Consider the following 19,583-nt stretch of genomic DNA (forward strand, 5'->3'; position numbering starts at 1 on the left):
TGCGGACCATTCCGGTCTTAGCTATGAGCCGAAACGCTTTAATAGCCCTTGAATAAGGCAGGGAATGGGGCCATTTAAGGCGCTGTTCCGCCGCTGGGCGGGAAACGCTACTACAGGAGACCACATGGCCAAGGAAGATACGCTCGAATTTCCCGGTGTCGTCAAGGAACTCCTGCCGAATGCGACATTCAGGGTCGAGCTGGAAAACGGCCATGAAATTATCGCTCACACGGCAGGCAAGATGCGCAAGAACCGCATCCGTGTTCTGGCCGGCGACAAGGTGCAGGTCGAGATGACCCCCTATGATCTGACCAAGGGGCGGATCAACTATCGGTTTAAATAGGGCGAAGCGCAGCTTCGCTCCGTGCGGGAAAGCGTTTTGCCGAGGGCGAAATGCGTCCGCACCCCGTCGCAATGCTGGGTGCTGTCATGAAGCTTTCCCCCGAAACACCGCCCAAACTTATCCTCGGCTCTGGCAGCCCGCGCCGCTTGGATCTGCTCGCGCAGATCGGTGTCATTCCGGACGATATTCGCCCGCCAGACATCGACGAGACTCCGGGCAAGGCCGAGTTGCCGCGCCCCTACTGCATCCGCATGGCGCGCGAAAAGGCTCTGGCGGTGGTCGCCGGTGAGGATGACATCGTGCTGTCCGCGGATACGACCGTCGCACTGGGTCGCCGCATCCTCGGCAAGCCCGACGATGAGGGCGAGGCAAAGGCGTTCCTGCGCGCCCTGTCGGGCCGTCGCCATAGCGTGATCACCGCCGTCGCGGTGCGGCGCGGTGAGGGGCTGTGGCAGCGCGACGTCTTGACCAAGGTCAAGATGAAACGCCTCTCCGACGTTGAGATCGCAGGATACCTAGCCACCGGCGACTGGCAGGGCAAGGCGGGCGGCTACGGCATTCAGGGGCCTGCCGGGGCGCTGATACCATGGATTTCAGGTTCGTTCACCGCTGTTGTCGGGCTGCCGCTGGCAGAGACTGCGGTGCTGTTGAGGGCCGCAGGCTGGAGGGCACAGGCATGAGCCGTGAGACTATCGTTTTGGATCATTTGGGCGGCCATGAAGCCGCCGCACGCCTTATTGGCGGGCGTCTTGAAGATGTGCTGATCGACGGTGCCGCACCGCGCGTCGGTACGATCTATCGCGCCATCGCCGACCGGCCGGTCAAGGGGCAGGGTGGCATGTTTCTGCGCACTCCCGATGGTCCCGCATTCCTGCGGCAGGTGAGGGGCCTCGCGCCGGGTCAGGCGCTGCTGGTGCAGGTCACCGGGCAGGCCGAGCCGGGCAAGGCGCTGCCGGTCACGCAAAAGCTGCTGTTTAAATCGCGCTATGCGATCGTAACACCGGGCGCGCCGGGACTGAACATCAGTCGCGCTATTCGCGACGACGATCGGCGCGACGTGCTGATGCAGATTGCGCGCAGTGAAATGGATGGCGGTGATCTGGGCCTCATCCTGCGTTCATCTTGCGCTGAGGGCGATGACGACGCCATCGCCGAGGATATCCGTGCCATGGTCGATCTGGCCGCCGCCGTCGTGGCCGATGCAGCTGGCGACGCCGAGGTGCTGACCCAGGGCGACGGGCCTCACCAGATGGCATGGCGCGAATGGACTGCGCCTGCGGATGTGATCACCGAGGCGGGCGGTTTTGAGGCCGAAGGCGTGCTGGATCAGATCGCGCTACTGGGCGTGGCGCATGTGCCGCTGAGCGGCGGTGCGTCGATGTATGTCGAGCCGACGCGCGCGCTGATCGCAGTCGATGTAAACACCGGCGGCGATACCAGCCCTGCGGCGGGACACAAAGCCAACATCGCGGCGGCGCGCGAACTGCCCCGCCAACTGCGCTTGCGTGGTTTGGGCGGTCAGATCACGTTGGATCTGGCGCCCATGGCCAAGAAGGACCGCCGCCAGTTCGAGGATGCGTTGCGCGCCGCTTTTCGCCAGGACACGGGCGAAACGGCGCTGGTGGGCTGGACGCCGCTGGGTCATTACGAGCTGCAACGCAAACGTGACCGCGCTCCGCTGGAGGTTCCGCAATGAGCTGCCCGATCTGTAAAAGACCCACCGAAGCGGCGCACCGCCCATTCTGTTCCAAGCGCTGCGCCGATGTCGATCTCGCGCGTTGGCTGGGAGGCGGGTATGCGATCCCGTCGACCGACCCGGAGGATATCGAGGCCGCGCTAGACGCCGCAGAGGCCGAGCGCGCCAAACCCCATTGAATTATTTGCCAAAGCCTCTGGACAGCCCCGTGACCCTCGCCTAGAACGCCCTGACCCGAACGCAGTCGCGTTCCCGATGCCCGGGTAGCTCAGGGGTAGAGCAGTGGATTGAAAATCCTCGTGTCGGTGGTTCGATTCCGCCCCCGGGCACCATTTTAAGATACTGAAATTGTTGAGTATTTTGAGGACGCCTCCACTGCCTGAAGAGACCGAGACTCTCTGGGTACGCGCCGGGGACGCGGTTCGCTGCGCACTCTCTTTATTTTAAGAGATTTCCGGATTTTAGGGTTGCATCCGGTTTGAGCGACGATCAATGGGCTAACCAACGACGAGGTTAGTCTGCCAGTCGATCGCAGCCCCGCTGAAATTAAACCGGAGGCGCGAGCCCACGCGGATCCGGTATGACTTTGGTGGATAGACCCGTCTTTGACTTGTTGGTTCGTGAGGACTTCGCGAAGGAACAATCCGACAGATCAAAGTCGACAAGACGGCCACACTCAGTAGGGCCGCCCAGACGCTTGTGGAGAGTGCGAGTTCAGGCGGCCCATCAAAGACCAACACAATTGGGATCATCAACAACGTGCTTCCGATCAACATACCGAGTGCATTCACTAGCGGCGGCTGGCCAGCAAGTTTTGTTTTACCCCACACGCTTGCAAACGCATAGGATAGCGCCGCACCGAGAATTGCAAGCTGTGCCAGATTGCTCGGATTGAAATTTGTAAGTACCTCTGGACCCAAAATGAACGCGACGCCGACGATACCTAACGCCGCCCCCGCAATTTTCTTTGCCGTCAATGGTTCGTCAGCAAGTAGTAAACCGGCGACGACCGCACCAAACATGGCCGTAGTGCCATTCAGGATAGAGGCCAGTCCACTATCAATCTGGGTCTGACCCCAGAAAATCAACGAGAAAGGGATTGCATTGTTGAGTGCGCCCATAACCAGATAAGCGCCCCAGATGTTAATAGAGCGTAGAACAACAATTCTCTTCAAGCGCACGATAAAGGCCAAGATCGGCACCGCCCAGATTATCCTATGGAGGGTAATGGTCAGCGGTGGAACCTCACGTAGAGCTATTTCTGCGAAGAAGAACGACCCTCCCCACACCGCTGCAAGCGACAACGGCATGATGACGGCTTTCAAATCCATGGCGGAGCAGTGTTGTTGGTCATGCCGGACGTTTCCCCTAAGCTTACTTGCCGTGATTGGATATTCCGGCTGGCCTCGGTGAAGCGACCCGTTTCATGCGGATAGTAACCCGAGAACGCCGTATCTCTTTCGAGGCTCGGGAAAGCCCAAATGCGGCCTTCTGAGGGAAGCAGGCGAATGACTATTCCGTCCGCGCTATCGCCGTCAGTCTGAACCGCGCCGGGTTTGCCGGAGGCCATCAACTTAAGTAAGGATGATGGTTATGACAAAACGCAAAATGGCAAATCGCTACTCGCCCGGGGTCCGCGCCCGCGCGGTCCGGCAGAGGCCACCGGCTTGGAGAAGGCGATCAGCGCGTATGAAGATCGTGACGTGTTTAGCGACCCAAGGTGGGCAGTGCCAAGAACAGTCATTCGTTCCAAATGTTCAGGCGACGGGGAAGTCTCACGCAGTGATCATTGCGATGCCTTAAATGCTGCGCGGCTTGTGAGTGGCAACATTGCGAACACTGCAATGCGGCATCGGATAGTCCGGTCAAAGACTGGCGGAGGCCGTTCACGTTGATCAGACGGGCGGGACCCCACGATGCGTGCCGCGCCGCCGCGGGTCGGTTCCGAGCCCAGTTATTGAGTTTCCGTAAGGTTGCTAACGTCCGTTTTTGTCAGTCGGTCAATAGCGAATTGGTATTTCAACAGAGCATATATCCAAAACCTAATTTATTGATTTGGATCAGGGTTCTTCTCAACAAAGACCGTCCGCTTGGGGTCTGAAATCTGGAGTAAAAGTTATCGCCTGCACGACAAGAAGGATCAGCGGTTCAACATTTTTGAGCCCTAAGTAGTAGCGCATTAATACCTGCCTCCCAGCTTATGCCTTATCATGACTGAACAAAACTGACAGCGTGGGGATAATAATGGCCAAAATAATACATTCGATGATCCGTGTTCTGGAGGAGGAGCGGTCTGTCGAATTCTACAAATCGGCATTTGGTCTTTCGGTCGCAGAACGCTTGGACTTTGACAGCTTTACTCTGATCTACCTCAGCAATGCAGAGGCAGACTTTGAACTTGAGCTGACCGTGAACAAAGACCGCAGCGCCCCTTATGATCTGGGCGACGGCTATGGACATCTGGCCGTCTGCGTCGATGACTTGGATGCAGAACATACACGTTTTGAAGCGGCGGGTTTCGCACCACGTAAAATCGTGGACTTCAAGCGCGAAGACAAACTTCTGGCCCGCTTTTTCTTTGTAAAAGATCCAGACGGATACGAAATCGAAGTCTTGCAAAAACACGGTCGCTATCAGTGATCCGGCCAATAATAATGACTTAGGGAGGAATGAAATGACACAATCTCTGAAGGCGATGACGAGGCGGCAACTGTTGTCGCGCAGCGTCGCGGCGAGTGCCGCGCTGGTGATCGGACCCGGTTTTGTCGCGGGCTCAGATGCGGCGTGGGCGCAGACGATGGACGCGCTTAAGCCCGAAACAATGGCGACATTGATCCAAATGGCGCGTGACATCTATCCGCATGATCAGGTCGGTGATCAATTTTATGCGGTTGCTGTCAAAGGATACGATGTGCCCGAGGCCGTCGACGAGACCGAAGCTGGTATTCATGCGCTGGACGAGGCTGCACGCGCGGCAGGGTTCGACAGCTACCTCAAAACCGGATGGGAAAAAGACCGCGTGGCGATCCTGCGCAGTATTGAAGACAGCGCATTCTTTCAGAAGGTACGCGGAGGACTGGTGACCGGACTTTATAACCAGAAAGATGTCTGGCCAATTTTTGGATACGAGGGCGAAAGCTTTAGCCATGGAGGCTACATCGATCGCGGTTTCAACGACATCAACTGGATTTAAGGGAGAGGCGGCACCATGACGGCACCTTTTGACCTCACCGACGACAGCGTTGTCGTTATAATCGGAACCGGCGCTGGCGGCGGAGTTCTTGCGAATGAATTGGCCCAGAAGGGCGTAAGCGTCGTCGCTCTCGAAGCGGGCGGGCGATATCTGCCTGAAGACTACATAAACGACGAATGGGACAGCTTTGGACAGCTCGCGTGGCTGGATGGGCGGACCACATCCGGCGACTGGCGCGTGGCAAATGACTTCTCTGGCTTGCCTGCCTGGATCGTCAAGGCAGTTGGCGGCACCACAACCCACTGGGCCGGCGCGTCTTTGCGGTTTCAAGAGCATGAATGGAAGCCCAAGACAAACTATGGCGCCGTAGAGGGCGCAAACCTTCTTGATTGGCCGATTGATGCGGCCGAGATGGCCCCCTACTACGACAAAGCTGAGAAAAAGCTGAACGTGACCCGCACTAACGGCAACGCGGGCTTGCCCGGTAACAACAACTACAAAGTCTTTGAGGCTGGTGCAAAGGCGCTGGGCTACAAAGAAGTGCATACTGGCCGCATGGCGATCAATTCCGCCGACACCGAAGATCGGCCAGCTTGTCAGCAGACCGGTTTTTGTTTTCAGGGTTGTAAGTGGGGCGCCAAATGGTCGTCCGCCTATACCGATATCCCTGCAGGCGAAGCGACAGGAAACCTTGAGGTTCGCGAGAAAGCGCATGTTCTCAAGATCGAGCATGACGCGGATGGCAAGGTTACTGGCGTGGTCTATGTCGACGCGGACGGCAATCAGCAGATGCAAAAGGCACGGATCGTCTGTGTTGCAGGCAACTCCATTGAGAGTCCGCGTTTGCTGCTCAACTCCGCATCCTCCATGTATCCTGACGGCTTGGCAAATTCGTCTGGTCAGGTTGGACGCAACTACATGCGCCACCTCACAGGCTCGGTCTACGGCATCTTCGACAAGCCGGTGAAAATGTGGCGCGGCACGACGATGGCAGGTATCATGCAAGATGAGGCGCGACATGACCCCTCTCGCGGTTTTGTCGGCGGATACGAACTTGAGACGCTGAGCCTTGGCTTGCCATTCATGGCGGCCTTCCTTGATCCGGGTGGCTGGGGCCGTGAATTTACCACCGCGCTCGACCACTATGAGAATATGGCCGGTATGTGGATCGTGGGTGAAGACATGCCACAGGAAACAAACCGCGTTACGCTAAACACTGACGTGACGGACCAGCACGGACAGCCAGTGCCCAACGTGCATTATTCTGACCATGCCAATGACAAGGCGATGCGCGATCATGCCTATGATCGTGGTCAGGCGATCTATGACGCGATCGGGGCGACGCGCACATTGCCAACGCCGCCTTATCCGTCAACGCACAACCTTGGCACCAACCGGATGTCGGAAAAGGCGGAGGACGGCGTGGTTAACCGCTGGGGACAGAGCCACGACATCGCGAATCTGTTCGTCTCTGACGGATCGCAATTCACCAGCGGCGCTGCAGAAAACCCGACATTAACGATCGTCGCACTCGCTATTCGTCAGGCGGATCACATCGCATCGGAGATGGGCCAGGGCAATCTGTAAGCCGACCTACCAAAAATGAGCCCGGCGCAGGATACCCCGCGCCGGGCTTTTTGCATGGCTGTTACAGGTAAGCGACGTTGACTTTAGTTTAACTTCAGTGGTGCTTGGAATTTACCGCACGGCGGTTTTTGGCAGCATCGCGATGCTTCTGTTCCTGTCGCAAAATATCCTCTGCCGGAAGCGCATCGAAATCCTGTGATGTTTCGGTGGCCATCAAGCCGTTGAGTTGCAGATCAATAAACCGCAAGCAACAGACACGCAGAAATGATGTGAAATTCCCCAGATCATGCCCTTCATCGATGGATTCATTGTAAAGTTGATGCAGAAGTTGCGGCACGTTCAAATCTTGGCGTCCAGCTAAATCCTCCAGCACATTCCAGAACATATGTTCCAGCCGTACGCTGGTGACCATACCATCCATTCGAAATGACCGAGTTACACTTTCCCAAAGCTTTGGATCAGCTCCAATAAAATGACGGCACATGGCAACTCCTTTCACAGAATTGTTGTCATAAGGAATGTTAGCAGGAATAGTAAAGAACCGTCAATTTTTGCACCGCATCATCCGACCACCGCTATTTGCTATAGCTCAAAGCGTTTCGCGAAAAACCTGAATCACAGATTTCCGGGAAACGCGCTTGACATATCAGTGTTGCGCGCGTTTCGCCTTTATCCGATGTCTCAGGTTAAAGGCGAAACGCTTTAGGTGTCTGAAGTCGCAGTTTCTTCTAAGCTATCATTTACAAAGTTTGGGCCAAGGTCCGCAGTGTCCTGCACTGATGTTAGTGGTGACTGGCGAATGCTGTGGGATCGACGAATAGCTGCAAGGCGAAAGCTGTAGCGCGGCCCCCGGATCGACCGGGCAACGGCCGCCGCTTCTCGGCCTCGTTCATGGAGGCCGGTAGCGCCCTGCAATCTCTTTTTGGGCGATATTCCGCGTGGGCGGCATCACAATTGAGTGCATCCCGACTTGTTATTAGAGGGTGAGATGGACAATGGCACGGGTCCGGCTCATCACTGTTTCACGGACAACCATTGGCCCGAGTGGCCGTCATCAGGAGTAATTCCTTAATGTTGCTGCGCGTCTCGATGATCATTTTGCTTCAGTGTGCGTTCGTCGCCCCTGCATGGGCGGCCAGTTGCACAACTTCGCTAAACGGAAAGCTTCATCAGATTGATTATACGGTGTCGCGGCAGGACCGGATCGACACCAGCCAGTCTGTCCCGAAAGAGGAAATGAAGGGAAATACATCTGTTCGCGAAAGGCTTTTTGGGCGTTGGGGCGAGGTGGATTGCCCCGGCTATCTGACGCTGAGGGAATTTACGCCCGACTTGTCGGATGCTGAGCGCAAGCCATTCTGCCTGATCTACGACAAGGATGGCGATACCTATACCGGGTTTTCCGAGGGGGACCGCAATGCCTACCTTATCTGTAAAAACCCCAAGACCTTCTGCGAGCGCGTGAACACCACAAAGGACGAGGCCACGTCTATTGCACGGACCGGCCTTGATGTTGCACGCCGCACCGCCTTGACCACGGCGCGATCCGCACTGTCGGCGGATGTCGGAGAGATCATCACTCACAGTTCCGGCGCGTTGATCATGAAAGGCTCGGGCAGCTTCATCTCCAGCGCATTGGGTGCCACGGGAACCTCGATTGGAACCGCTCTATCCGCCCCTGCGGTAGTTGCCACCGGTGCTGTGACGCTGGTCGGAGTAGGAGGAGCTGTCTATTTCTGCCGATAGCTTTTCAGCCGAGACCGCTGCATTGACGGGGTCGCAATGGTGATGTCGAAGGCGCCACTCATGGTGATCGAGGTGATCAAAGCCATCAAGAACGGCTAGGTTGAAAGCGAGCAGCCAAGTGTTTGCTACGCGACCGCCTCTGTCTGGAATTCATTCAGCGCGGCGGCAGAATACTTTGGGAATACAACCATTCCGATAATCTAAGATTGAAAAATCGGCCCGAATATGATAACCTCCAGAGATTGATCGTCAAAGTAATTCACTCAAAGCTATGAGGTGAGACATGTTTGATCGTCGCTTTTTTTACAGTATATTTTTTGTCGCTGGCATGGTTCCCCTTCCGGCATTTTCTCAGGCCACAACGCCAGAAGACCCCGTCCCGCTACCTAGTATTGATGTCAGCGAAAGTCGTGGCACTGAACGCCTTAGCACCTCAGCGCTTGCTTCGTCTTCGCAACGGGCCGCTGCAACCGCGCTTGTTCAGGCCATCCCCGGTCTGAAGATCGAATTCAATGCAATGACAGGGACCCCGTCCCGAGTCTTCAGCACGGAAAGCTATATGACGTCCCCGCGTGATGATGGCGCTACGGCGTCCGCAATCATGCGTGATTTCATCGGCGCGCACGAGGCTGTGTTCGGCTTTAACGAAGCTGACCTGAACACTCTGGTCGCCACGCGGCAAGTCGACAGCGACCCCAGCAGCCAATTGTCTGCGGCTAATCTGCCGACCGTGCGCCACGTCAGTCTGGAACAGCGCTGGCAGGGGAGGCAGATATTCCCCACCAACGTGGTCGGGTCCGTGACGGATCGTGGTCAGATGGTAGGGATCTCCGGCCTGACGGTCCAGAATGTCGGCGCGAAGGTCAACGCGCTCGACCCAGTGCTGGGCGCTCCTGAGGCTGTCGCGGCGGCCGCCGCTAGCCTCGGAGCCACATCAGATTCCGATACGCTTGAGGTGCTTGAGATGACAGGCGGTGCCGAGATGCGTCAGACGGTGACCGGCAGCGATGCCTTTGCCGGGGAAGTGCCGGTGCGGTTGATTTATTTTTTAACCTCAGGCGACGATATCCGCCTGGTATGGGAGGTCGTAGGTGGCCTTGCCGAGGATCGTTACGCCTACCAGATTTTGGTGGATGCGGTCACCGGCGACATCCTGTATCGCGAGACAATCACATCGAACGACGTTCCGCGCTATCTGAGCTACTTTGAAGTGCGAAATACTCCGACTGTAGACGCACGCTCTGATTTCCAGCCGCTCGACAGCCCCGGACCGCTGACGCCCGGTCCCGCGACCCCGGACGGCTCGCAGGGGGCCATTGTCCCACCCGTGATAGTGTCGACGAACGGTGATCCAGCAGTATCGACCAGTAATTGGACCGCTGATGGCGTGATGACGACCGCTGGCAACAACGTCGTCGCCTTTGTGGATCTCAATTTCAACAATAACGCGGATGCGGGCGAACAGCCCACGGCAAGCCTTGTGGACATCTCTGGCGTGCAAACGCGCGAGTTTAATTTCCCTGCCGATTTGACCGCCGCTCCGCAGGCCCAAGCTAACCGGGATGCTGCAACGGTCAACACCTTCGTCGTCGCAAACTGGTGGCACGATCGGATGGCCGATCTGGGCTTTACCGAGCAAGCCGGCAATTTCCAAAGCGTCAATTCGACCGGTACGGGAGTGGCCGGCGATCCAATCCGCGCCCGGCTGCAAGTGGGCACGGACAATTCGACCTTCGGGACCCCGCCAGCGGACGGCACCTGCTGTCCAACGCTAAATTCATTCACTTGGACGGGGCCGGACCCGGATCGGGACTCGGGCTTTGATACAGAAATCCTGATCCACGAGTTCACCCATGGTTTGTCAAACCGTATCATCGGCGGCCCGAACACCAACGGCCTTGCCGGTGGTGGGCAGCCGGGCGGCCTAGGCGAAGGCTATTCCGACCTTTACGCGCTGCACCTTCTGCGGAGCCCGGATGAGGACCCCGACGCCACCTATGTTGTCGGTGGCTACGCGGTCTTCCATTTGAACCCCGCATTCGGCAACCCACCGAACTGGGACGACAATTACTATTTCGGCATCCGCCATTTCCCCTATTCAACGGATCTGTGCGCGAACCCGTTCACGCTGCTGGACATGCAGACACCAACCTATGACATCACACCGATTCCCAGCGCTGGCTGCGCGGCGACACCGCCGGTCAGTCCTTGGCTTGAGACGCGGTCCGGGGCGGTTCATGACATGGGCGAGATCTGGGCCGTGACGGTCTGGGAAGCCCGGCGCAATCTGGTGTCCAAACATGGTGCCGATCTGGGCAACGAGTTGATGTTGCAACTGATGACCGACAGTATGTTTCTGTTGGCCGCAGGTCCGACGTTTGTCGAAGCGCGGGATGCAATCATAGCCTCCGATCTCGCGCGGACGGGCGGTGCCAATCGGTGCGAGCTGTGGCGCGGCTTTGCTAAACGCGGCATGGGCGTTGGCGCGGCAACACCGTCAAGCGGAAGCTTCACCGAAGACTTCGCCTTTCCCGAAAATTGTAATACCCCGCCGCCTGCGGCCTATGCCTACGCCGCCAAGCTGGTTTGCGGAATTCAGGAAGATCCCGAAGACTTTCGCCTGACCCAAGGTCGCTATGCGACCACCGTAAACATCCGCAATCCGGGCCCCGAGGTAGCACGGTTCACCAAGACCTTGGCCCTGACCTACCCACCAATAGAGCAGGAGCCCGGCGAAGTGAAGCTCTTTGCCGAACACAGCTTGCGACCGGAATTAGCCTTGGCGTCCGATTGCGATGACATCCGGGAGAAGGTGTTCGGAAACAACTGGCCGACGCCCTATATTGAGGGCTTTTTGGTCATCAAATCCGACCATCCTCTGGACGTCGTGGGTGTCTATACAAAGTCGGCGCTGGAGGCAGAAGCCGGTGGCGTGGCCATAGACGTGGAACGGGTGCCCGCCAGCGGTCACAGCAACGACGATACTCCGCCGCCGCCGGGCAAACGCGCGGACCTGTTGCCAGTGCCCGATGCAAACGGCAATTTCTGCCGAATCCGCGGGCGCGATCTACTGGTCACGGTCCGCAATGAGGGGCCGGGTACGGCGGGGGCGTCCACGACGATGGTGGATTTCGGCTCGCATGGGCAGGCAGCCTTGCCAACCCCGTCGCTTGCCAACGGTGCCAGTGCGAACCTGTCCACACCGATCCCGCAAGGCTGTTTTGACCCTGACTGCGGCTTCCGCATCAAGGCCGACAACGCCGAGATCGTGATCGAGACGGATGAAGCCAACAATTCGGTGGCCGGATCGTGCATCGGTTGACCCGATATGAAGGATTTGAATCATGAGTATTTATTCACTGGCCCTCGCCCGTCTTGCCATTGCGACCGCAGCCGTGGTCCTGCCCCTCGGATACACCGCCGCACACGAAGGCAAGACCCCGATCCATTACGTCTCTGCGAACGGCGCTGACAGCGGCGCTTGTGACACTACCGCAACCGCCTGCGCCACGATCGACTACGCGCTCACGAAGGCCGAGAAGGGCGACGAGGTGCGTGTTTCAAGCGGCGTCTACGACGTCGCGATGCCCGACCCGGCCGAAGTGGTTCGCCTGCTCAGCCCTGTGGTCCCAGTCTACGGTGGCTTTGGTCCCGACTTTGCCGAACAGGACATCGCCGGCAACCCCACCATCCTGCGCGGCCCCGACATGGGCAGTGCGCTGGACCTCGAAAACCGTGGCCTGCTTTTGGCTCAGGCAGATCAAGGGTCGGCGGCGACTGGCGACAGCGGTAATTTACTATCCCGGGGTGTCACCCGCTATGTCGCGCCTGATGGTGTGACGACCGGCGATTGCCCAGTCACGATGCCCTGCACGCTGGATTACGCCTTGTCGATTGCCGGAATTGGCGATGCGGTTTTTATCGCTGGCGGCGATTACACGGTGTTGCAAGATGATGTGACGGAACTGCTGCGCCCGGACATCACGGTTCAGGGTGGCTATCTGGAAACAGAGGCGTTCACCGCAGCCGCACCTCAGGCTCGGCCAAGCTATGTCACCGGGCCATCCTTTACCCAGCGCGAAGCCCTCGCTGCGAGGGGACTGACCCTGATACAAGATCGAAAGAGCTTTGCCATAGGCGAGGTGATCCAGTCGGGGCGCGCGCTGGTGCAGACCGAGGTTCGCCCCGCAACCCCCTGCGATGCCAGTGGAATGGCTGGCCCATACCCCTGCCACGGAATCGACCTGCTTGCCCATCTGCCACTAGGCAAGCTGTCGACCCAACCGGGCGCGGCCAATGATATCTGGGGCTTTGTCGATCAGCGCGACAAGCGGGAATACGCAATCATGGGGGTGCTGAACGGCACGGCCGTGATCGATGTGACCGACCCGGAGAACCCATCCGAAGTCGGCACCATTCCAGGGTTCAATGCCCAATGGAGGGATATCAAGGTCTATCAATTCAAGAACAGGGAAGGTGCCTGGCAGGCCTATGCCTATGTGACGGCGGACCAGCCCTCTTCACCCCAAGGATTGCAAATCATCGACCTGTCCGGTCTGCCGGGGTCGGTCACGCTCGCCGCGACCTACCGCAAATTTAATCGGGCGCATAACATTTACATCTCGAATGTCGACTACGCGACCGGCGTGCCTTTGGCCGGAATGGATCCGTTCGCCTTTATTCTGGGGTCCGACAGCGGAGGGGGGGCAGCCCACGCCCTTGACCTCAGCGATCCGCTTGTCCCGACTGAGGTCATGCGCCCGATCCCCGGCACGCAATACGCTCACGACGCCGCCAGCACGGTGATTTCGGGCCCACGCACGGCGGTTTGCACATCCGGTCTGAACCCACCTGCGGGCGGGCATGATCCCTGCGAATTGCTGGTGGATTTCAACGAGAACACCTTGGATTTGTGGGACGTTACCGAAAAGGCGCGCCCGCTTATGCTGAGTTCGACCACCTATGCAAATGTCGCATATACCCATTCCGGATGGGTTAGCGAAGATACACGGTTCGTCTTCGTACAGGATGAACTGGACGAACAGAGCCTGGGCTTGAACACTACGATGCGGGTCTTTGACATTTCTGACCTGACCAATCCGACGCTAGTGTCGATCTGGACGGGGCCCGACAAGAACATCGACCACAATGGCTTTGTCAAAGGCGATAAATACTACATGTCGGCTTATCGGCGGGGGCTCTCGATTCTTGACATCGCGACTCCGGGCAGCGTTAACGAGGTCGCGTTCTTCGACACGTTCCCCGTACCCGCGGCCAACTCCGCATCCTTCAACGGGGCGTGGGGCGCCTATCCCTTCTTGCCCAGCGGAACGCTCTTGGTTAGCAATATCGAGGACGGCTTGTTCATCCTGCGCGAGAGCGCCGCGCAGGAACCCGATCCCGAGCCGGATCCCACCCCCGAAGTCGCGTTCTACGAATACCCGGTCAAGCTGGTTTGTGGGGTCCAGAAAGACCCCGAGGGCGGCACGCTGGTGCGTGGCGTCTACGCAACCGTGGTGAATATCGCCAATGTCGGATCGGAGCCTGTGGAATTGACCAAACATCTGGCTCTGACCGTCCCGCCGGGAAAACAGGAACCTGGCAAGACGGGCCCCATCGGCAAGGACAATCTAAAACCCGATCAGGCGGTAAAGACGGACTGCACCGACATCGTCGAGCGGGTGTTCGGCGGATCCTGGCCAGCTGACTTTTTTGAGGGCTTCGTGGTGGTGCGAAGCAAGGCGCGGCTGGAGGTCCAAGGTGTCTATTCCGCGTCGCAGTTGGACGAGGCTGGCAAGCGTGTTGGCGGCGATGTGGATATCGAGCCGGTGCCTGCACGAGTTGTCTTTGCGGGATCCGGCAAATGATAGGCGGGCATTTGATAAATCATTGAGGCACAGTCAGAAGAAACTGGCTTGAGCCGGGCAGGGCGGTTTCGTAGCGGTTTAAGATGACAATCCTATCTATCCTGTCCATCCCGCTTTTCGTCGCGGGCGCGGTGATCTACATGGTCTCCGTCACCAGCCTAGGAATGCTGCTGGCAACGTTCACTACGTTGATGCCGCAGTCTGGCCGAGCCTCGTGACAATGGGCGTGCTGAGCGCCGTCTTCTTCCTCATTGCGCTGATGCGGTTTAGAAAGACGATGGCCAGCGCATAGCAGGCGCAAAACCGGAGGCGGCAGCGGGACCGGATGCGGTGGGATATCCGCCCCGCCTGCAACCAGAAGATCACCACCGTTTCCGGCCCTTGCGTGTGACGGCGCTCAGAAATTTTGTGGATCGGCCTTGGTAATTCTCAATCAAAAGACCCTTTCGAAACAGCTATGATTTCGATGGCCCCGCGCCCGCGCAATCTCGGCACAAGACAGCATAGGGAATGACATCAAGACGTTCTGTGGCGATCTCTTCGTCGCATTTTTTGCATATTCCGTATGTCCCATTCGAAATGCGCACCAGAGCTCGGCCCAGAAGTTGGATTTCCCGCTCCCCTGCACGTCCGAGACCTTCCAATACCTCGTCATCCTGCAACTCGATCGCCTGATCTGCCAGATCCGGATCGGCCGTTACATCCAGCGCGTCGTCTACGTTCCTCAGGCGCTCGTTGAGTTCTTGCAGACGGGCCTCGATTTGTTGTTTGTGTCGCTCGATATCCAGCATGTTATTCTCCAAGGTTGAAAGGTGCGGTGAGGGATCAAAGTCCGAAAGGATAGGTTTCGTCTTCGCCTTTGCCGGCCATAGTCGCCAACAGGGTTACCGCGCTTGTTTTGTCAAACCAGACAAACGCGTCATATTGATCAGATAGGCTTGCCGGGCTGTAATGGCTCGCCCGTTCACTTTCGGGTCGGTAGATGACGCCAATGTAGCGCTGCAGGCGCGGTTGCGCCAATATGCGGCGTAGCGCCTCGTTGCTGGCCTTGCGAAAGTCGAACAGGAAACGGTGCTGATCGACGTCATGCAGCAAGGCCTCGAAACTGTCGGGCCGGGGCGGGCGCAGGGTCTTAATCTCCATCGGGGCGTCCCAGTCAGAGGCTGCCGCAACCGTGCCGGATGCAGTGCCAAAACCGATCAGGGCGGCCTCGTCGCCAAACTCCTCGCGGCAGAGCTGGCCGATGTTCAACTCTTCGCGCGTGCGGCCCATGTCGGTGAAACGTGCATCCCCGATATGCGAATTATGCGCCCAGACAACCACCTTACTGTCCGGCCCCGCGTGGTCCAAAATGTGTTTCAGCGTGTCGAACATATGCTGGTCGCGCAGGTTCCAGGACACGTGCGAACCGTAATACATCGCGCGATAGTAGCGTTCCGCATTTGCCACCAGCCGTGCGTTTTGGGTCGCGTCAAAGAAATGGCCGCCGTTATGCTGTATATACTCCATTTCTTTCTTGAAAAGATCCACCAGGACATTGGTGACAGGCTTCTCGCATGTCGAAAATCCGCGCGTCAGCGCCGCCCGGCCATAGGCAGCAGGCTGATCCGACCAAGGCGACAGGCAAGCGTAGCGTTCGCGCGCCACCGCTGCTGCGACCGGATCCACGCGGTCCAAATAGGCCAGCACGGCAGCGATCGAGGCGTTCATGTTATAGAGGTCCAGACCGTAAAGTCGGGCCTGCTCCTTGCCTGCATTGCGCCCGTTGTGCTCGCGCAGAAAATCCGTAAAGGCCTGAAACTCGGCATTGCGCCACATCCATGTGGGAAAACGTGAAAAGGGCGGGGTTTCCAGCGGGTGATGTGGGCTGTCGCGGATGTGAGCGTCGAGCACTGCGGCATCGGGCCAGTCTGCTTCGAGTGCGACAACGGAAAATCCATGCTCTTTGATCAGCCTGCGGGTGATGGCGGCGCGTGCGCGGTAAAATTCCGACGTCCCGTGTGACGATTCACCCAGAAGGACAACGCGGTGCGACCCGAACCGGTCGAATGCGGCAGCGAATTCCGGATCGTCAATTGCCGGAAGGGGCTCTGCGGCAGCGCGCAGGATCGCGATATCGAGGATTGGCGCAGGCGGCTGGACGGGACGCGGCGTGCGCGGCGCAAGGTGTTTGCCGAACCAATCCGCCGCGTGAGAGATGGCTGTGGCCAGTGTTCCCGGCTCTTCGAACAGATGGCCCGCGCCCGGCACGATCTTTAATGCCTTCTCACAGGTCAAGGCGGCCAGCGCCTGTTTGTTAAGGGCGATCACCTCATGATCCAGACTGCCGACGATCAGCAGCGTCGGCGCGGATACGTCCGGCAGATCATCAGCCGCCAGATCAGGGCGACCGCCACGCGACGCAACAGCCGCGATCCGTCCCTTGAGTTCGCCAGCCGCCACCAGCGCAGCACCTGCACCCGTACTGGCGCCGAACAGCCCAAGCGGGAGATCGGCGATGTCGGGCTCGGATGCGATCCACATGGACGCCTCGACCACACGTTCCGCCAGCAGAGGGATGTCGAAAACGTTCCGGCGATCCTGTCCTTCGGCGGGTGTCAGAAGGTCAAACAGAAGGGTCGCAAACCCCTTCTTGTTCAGTTCGGAGGCCACAAATGTGTTGCGCGGGCTACCACGGCTGGATCCGCTGCCATGTGCAAACAGAACAATGCCCCGTGGATCTTTGGGTACGACCAGATCGCCAACCAACCCGAGTGGCGGAATTTCGACGCAACGGGAGTGAGGTCTACTGCGCGATGTCTCCAGTTCCTCCGTTGCCCACCGCTGTTCAAGCAATGCGATTGTTTCGTCATCGGATAGCTGATGGAAGTCGCGGTAGAAGCCACCCACCCCGCGGAATTCGGTGGCGGGATGCAGGCAGACGATATCATCTGCCTGCGCTGCCAGGTCCTCCAACGCCTGTTTTGGCGCGACGGGCAACGCGACCACGATCCGCGCGGCGTCACTGTTTTTCAGAGCGACCAGAGCGGCCTTCAAGGTGGCGCCGGTGGCAAGCCCGTCATCCACAACCACGACAGTCCGGCCTGTGGCGTTCAACCGGCGCCTGTCGCCCAAATATTTTACGCGCCTACGTTCAAGCTCGGCCAGCTGTTCGTCGTGGGCGCGTTCGATATATTCACAATCGGCGCCGGACTGGCGTTTGACATCCTCGTTGATGATCATTTGCGCGTTGGGGCCTTCGACAATGGCGCCAAGCGCAAGTTCGGGCTGCCCCGGTGCTCCGATTTTGCGCACCAGTATCAGATCAAGTGGGGCGCTCAGTTTGCGCGCCACTTCGACTGCGACCGGAACACCCCCTCGCGGCAGGGCGTAGATGATCGGCTGATCCAGATCCATCGCCAACAGCCTTTCGGCCAGCTCTACACCAGCCTCCGCCCGGTCTGAAAATCTGAAAACGAAATCATCCATTTGATTACCCTAGCCGTTGCTCTCCACGCTGAATTGACAAAGCTCAAACTGCTTCAGTATTGCTTCGCAACAACCGCCCCGGCCCGAGGCGGTTGTTGCGGGGCGCAGCATTACCCCATCCGCAGCCCACCATTGATCGGGAATGTCGCGCCCGTAACAAAGCCCGCGTCTTCGGAGGCAAGCAGCCGCACCCAGTGGGCAATCTCGTCCGGTTGCCCCAGTCGCCCGACTGGAATCTGAGCGACGATATTGTCTATGATCTTCTGAGGCATGGCGGTCACCATCGCGGTTTCGACGTAGCCGGGCGAAATCGCGTTCACCGTAATGCCTTTAAAGACACTTTCGCGGGCCAGCGCGCGGGTAAACCCTTCGACGCCGGCCTTGGCTGCGCAGTAGTTCGTCTGACCTGCCTGACCATTCGCGGCGTTTACCGACGATATATTGATGACCCTGCCATATTCACGCTTGCGCATGCCCGGAATGATGTGACGGCACATGTTGAACATCGACCCCAGATCGACATCGATGACCGCGTCCCAATCCGCGCGATCCATCTTGTGAAGCATGCGGTCCTTGTTCACACCGGCATTATTGACCAGCACGTCGATCGGCCCCAGTTCCTCTTCGACACGCGCGATGCCTGCGCCACAGGCGTCAAAATCGGAAACATCCCACTCGAACACGGGGATTCCGGTCGCTTTGTGAAATGCATCTGCCTTGTCGCCGCCCAGATACGAGGCCGCGACCTCAAATCCAGCGTCGCGCAACGCCTTTGCGGCAGCCGCACCCAGACCCCGTTCACCCCCGGTCACAAGGGCCACTCGACTTGAACTGCTCATGGATTGTCCTTCTAGTTCCAGCTTTGGCTGAAACTCTGCGACACCATCGTCGATACCACATTAACTGTGGTCAAGAGAGGGCCACGCCCGTCAGTTGTCTCATTGAGACTTTCCAACGCACGCCTTGATGAGCTGGATAATGCACCGCCAGTTAAGATCGTGGGCTGCCGCGCCGTGTTGACTGACATACCTGAATCGCTTCGCTAAAGATCATTCCCGGCGTTGATTTTAATCAATCGCCGAGTCTATCCGTCTGTAAGACTGGGCCCTTCTGCAACGTCACTTTTTCTGGCCGTATGGGAGGCAACAATGGATGATCTCCGGTCCACTCCGATAGAACAGTTGGCACGTGAGCAGGCCATTTCGAAAGCTTGGCAAGCGTCACGGCACAAAGATTCACCCTTTTTGCCAAAAGATGATTTTACGGCTCTTGGCCCGCAGCCAAAGGCCTGCTTGGAAGCCTTTTCCGATCTGGGGCTTTCGACGCGCGAAATAGCCCGCTACCTGAAGATGCCTCACGGAACCATCGCGAGCCTTTGCGCCATCTGGAACATTCGCAATTGAAATGCGTCTTTTCTCGAATGGATGCCACGATGGCGTCCGAGAATGGCGCAGTGGTGTTCGAGGTCGCGATTGGCAGCAATAAGCCGCAGATCAAAGAGGCCGTTGAGGCGCTGTTCGGCGTCAAGGCGAAGGCCGTCGACACGACCGTTACCAAAGGCAAGGCCAAGCGTTTCCGTGGCCGTCTGGGCAAGCGCGCCGACGTCAAGAAGGCGTATGTAACGCTGGAAGAAGGCAACCACGATCGACGTGACCACCGGTTTCTGATTTCAGTGTTAGCTTG

General features: G+C 58.2%; 17 protein-coding genes, 1 tRNA gene and 1 pseudogene. 14 read left to right on the forward strand and 5 right to left on the reverse strand.

The features are described from left to right. The first annotated feature begins 124 nt into the window (after positions 1-124). From infA to U3654_RS01765, 5 genes are all read left to right on the forward strand, one after another. Complete coding sequence (gene infA, locus U3654_RS01745; protein WP_005978431.1) at positions 125-343, forward strand: translation initiation factor IF-1; 219 nt, start codon at positions 125-127, stop codon at positions 341-343. An 86-nt stretch (positions 344-429) separates the two neighbouring features. Then, a complete protein-coding gene (locus U3654_RS01750; RefSeq protein WP_324753643.1) occupies positions 430-1,023 on the forward strand; it encodes a nucleoside triphosphate pyrophosphatase in 594 nt (197 codons plus the stop codon). Then, a complete protein-coding gene (locus U3654_RS01755; protein WP_324753644.1) occupies positions 1,020-2,039 on the forward strand; it encodes a ribonuclease E/G in 1,020 nt (339 codons plus the stop codon). The genes U3654_RS01750 and U3654_RS01755 overlap by 4 nt, the downstream gene beginning before the upstream one ends. Beyond that, entirely contained in the window at positions 2,036-2,218 is a 183-nt protein-coding gene (locus U3654_RS01760) for a DNA gyrase inhibitor YacG (protein WP_324753645.1), read from the forward strand. The genes U3654_RS01755 and U3654_RS01760 overlap by 4 nt, the downstream gene beginning before the upstream one ends. Before the next feature lie 78 nt (positions 2,219-2,296). Beyond that, positions 2,297-2,371 (forward strand) — tRNA-Phe (locus tag U3654_RS01765). Positions 2,372-2,536: 165 nt separating this feature from the next. Here the strand turns inward: U3654_RS01765 and U3654_RS01770 are convergent. Continuing rightward, positions 2,537-3,370, reverse strand: coding sequence for a DMT family transporter (locus tag U3654_RS01770; RefSeq protein WP_324753646.1), 834 nt, complete (start codon positions 3,368-3,370; stop codon positions 2,537-2,539). 913 nt (positions 3,371-4,283) lie between these two features. Between U3654_RS01770 and U3654_RS01775 the strand changes: the two genes are divergently transcribed. The 3 genes from U3654_RS01775 to U3654_RS01785 are packed head-to-tail and all read left to right on the forward strand — an operon-like array spanning position 4,284 to position 6,819. After that, the gene (locus U3654_RS01775) at positions 4,284-4,679 is read left to right on the forward strand and encodes a VOC family protein (RefSeq protein ID WP_324753647.1); all 396 of its coding nucleotides are present in this window, start codon (positions 4,284-4,286) and stop codon (positions 4,677-4,679) included. Positions 4,680-4,713: 34 nt separating this feature from the next. After that, complete coding sequence (locus tag U3654_RS01780; protein ID WP_324753648.1) at positions 4,714-5,232, forward strand: Twin-arginine translocation pathway signal; 519 nt, start codon at positions 4,714-4,716, stop codon at positions 5,230-5,232. 15 nt (positions 5,233-5,247) lie between these two features. After that, entirely contained in the window at positions 5,248-6,819 is a 1,572-nt protein-coding gene (locus U3654_RS01785; protein WP_324753649.1) for a GMC family oxidoreductase, read from the forward strand. A gap of 94 nt (positions 6,820-6,913) precedes the next feature. Here the strand turns inward: U3654_RS01785 and U3654_RS01790 are convergent, their stop codons facing one another. Next, positions 6,914-7,303 (reverse strand): ribbon-helix-helix domain-containing protein, encoded by a 390-nt coding sequence (locus tag U3654_RS01790; protein WP_324753650.1) that lies wholly within the window; start codon positions 7,301-7,303, stop codon positions 6,914-6,916. Positions 7,304-7,890: 587 nt separating this feature from the next. Between U3654_RS01790 and U3654_RS01795 the strand changes: the two genes are divergently transcribed. From U3654_RS01795 to U3654_RS01810, 4 genes are all read left to right on the forward strand, one after another. Next, entirely contained in the window at positions 7,891-8,565 is a 675-nt protein-coding gene (locus U3654_RS01795) for a hypothetical protein (RefSeq protein WP_324753651.1), read from the forward strand. Positions 8,566-9,124: 559 nt separating this feature from the next. Then, on the forward strand, positions 9,125-11,887 hold the full coding sequence (locus tag U3654_RS01800) for a M36 family metallopeptidase (protein WP_324753652.1): 2,763 nt from the start codon (positions 9,125-9,127) through the stop codon (positions 11,885-11,887). A 22-nt stretch (positions 11,888-11,909) separates the two neighbouring features. Further along, entirely contained in the window at positions 11,910-14,432 is a 2,523-nt protein-coding gene (locus U3654_RS01805) for a choice-of-anchor B family protein (protein WP_324753653.1), read from the forward strand. A gap of 83 nt (positions 14,433-14,515) precedes the next feature. Then, positions 14,516-14,650 carry a hypothetical protein gene (locus tag U3654_RS01810; protein WP_324753654.1) on the forward strand — a complete coding sequence of 45 codons (135 nt, stop codon included), beginning with the start codon at positions 14,516-14,518 and terminating at the stop codon, positions 14,648-14,650. 237 nt (positions 14,651-14,887) lie between these two features. On the opposite strand, the gene U3654_RS01815 is transcribed toward U3654_RS01810, so the two are convergent. From U3654_RS01815 to phbB, 3 genes are all read right to left on the reverse strand, one after another. Then, positions 14,888-15,223: a TraR/DksA family transcriptional regulator gene (locus U3654_RS01815; protein WP_324753234.1), complete on the reverse strand. Its 336-nt coding sequence runs from the start codon at positions 15,221-15,223 to the stop codon at positions 14,888-14,890. A gap of 34 nt (positions 15,224-15,257) precedes the next feature. Continuing rightward, positions 15,258-17,900, reverse strand: coding sequence for an erythromycin esterase family protein (locus U3654_RS01820; protein ID WP_324753655.1), 2,643 nt, complete (start codon positions 17,898-17,900; stop codon positions 15,258-15,260). Positions 17,901-18,010: 110 nt separating this feature from the next. Next, positions 18,011-18,739, reverse strand: a complete 729-nt coding sequence (gene phbB, locus U3654_RS01825) for an acetoacetyl-CoA reductase (RefSeq protein WP_324753656.1) — start codon at positions 18,737-18,739, stop codon at positions 18,011-18,013. 309 nt (positions 18,740-19,048) lie between these two features. Here phbB and U3654_RS01830 point away from each other — a divergent pair, with 309 nt between their 5' ends. Together U3654_RS01830 and U3654_RS01835 are read left to right on the forward strand one after the other, a co-directional pair. Further along, positions 19,049-19,303, forward strand: coding sequence for a hypothetical protein (locus U3654_RS01830; RefSeq protein WP_324753657.1), 255 nt, complete (start codon positions 19,049-19,051; stop codon positions 19,301-19,303). Positions 19,304-19,320: 17 nt separating this feature from the next. Beyond that, positions 19,321-19,567 (forward strand): annotated as a pseudogene (locus tag U3654_RS01835) (50S ribosomal protein L23). Positions 19,568-19,583: the final 16 nt, after the last annotated feature.

The sequence above is a fragment of the Roseovarius sp. Pro17 genome (assembly GCF_035599575.1).
GTDB lineage: Bacteria > Pseudomonadota > Alphaproteobacteria > Rhodobacterales > Rhodobacteraceae > Roseovarius.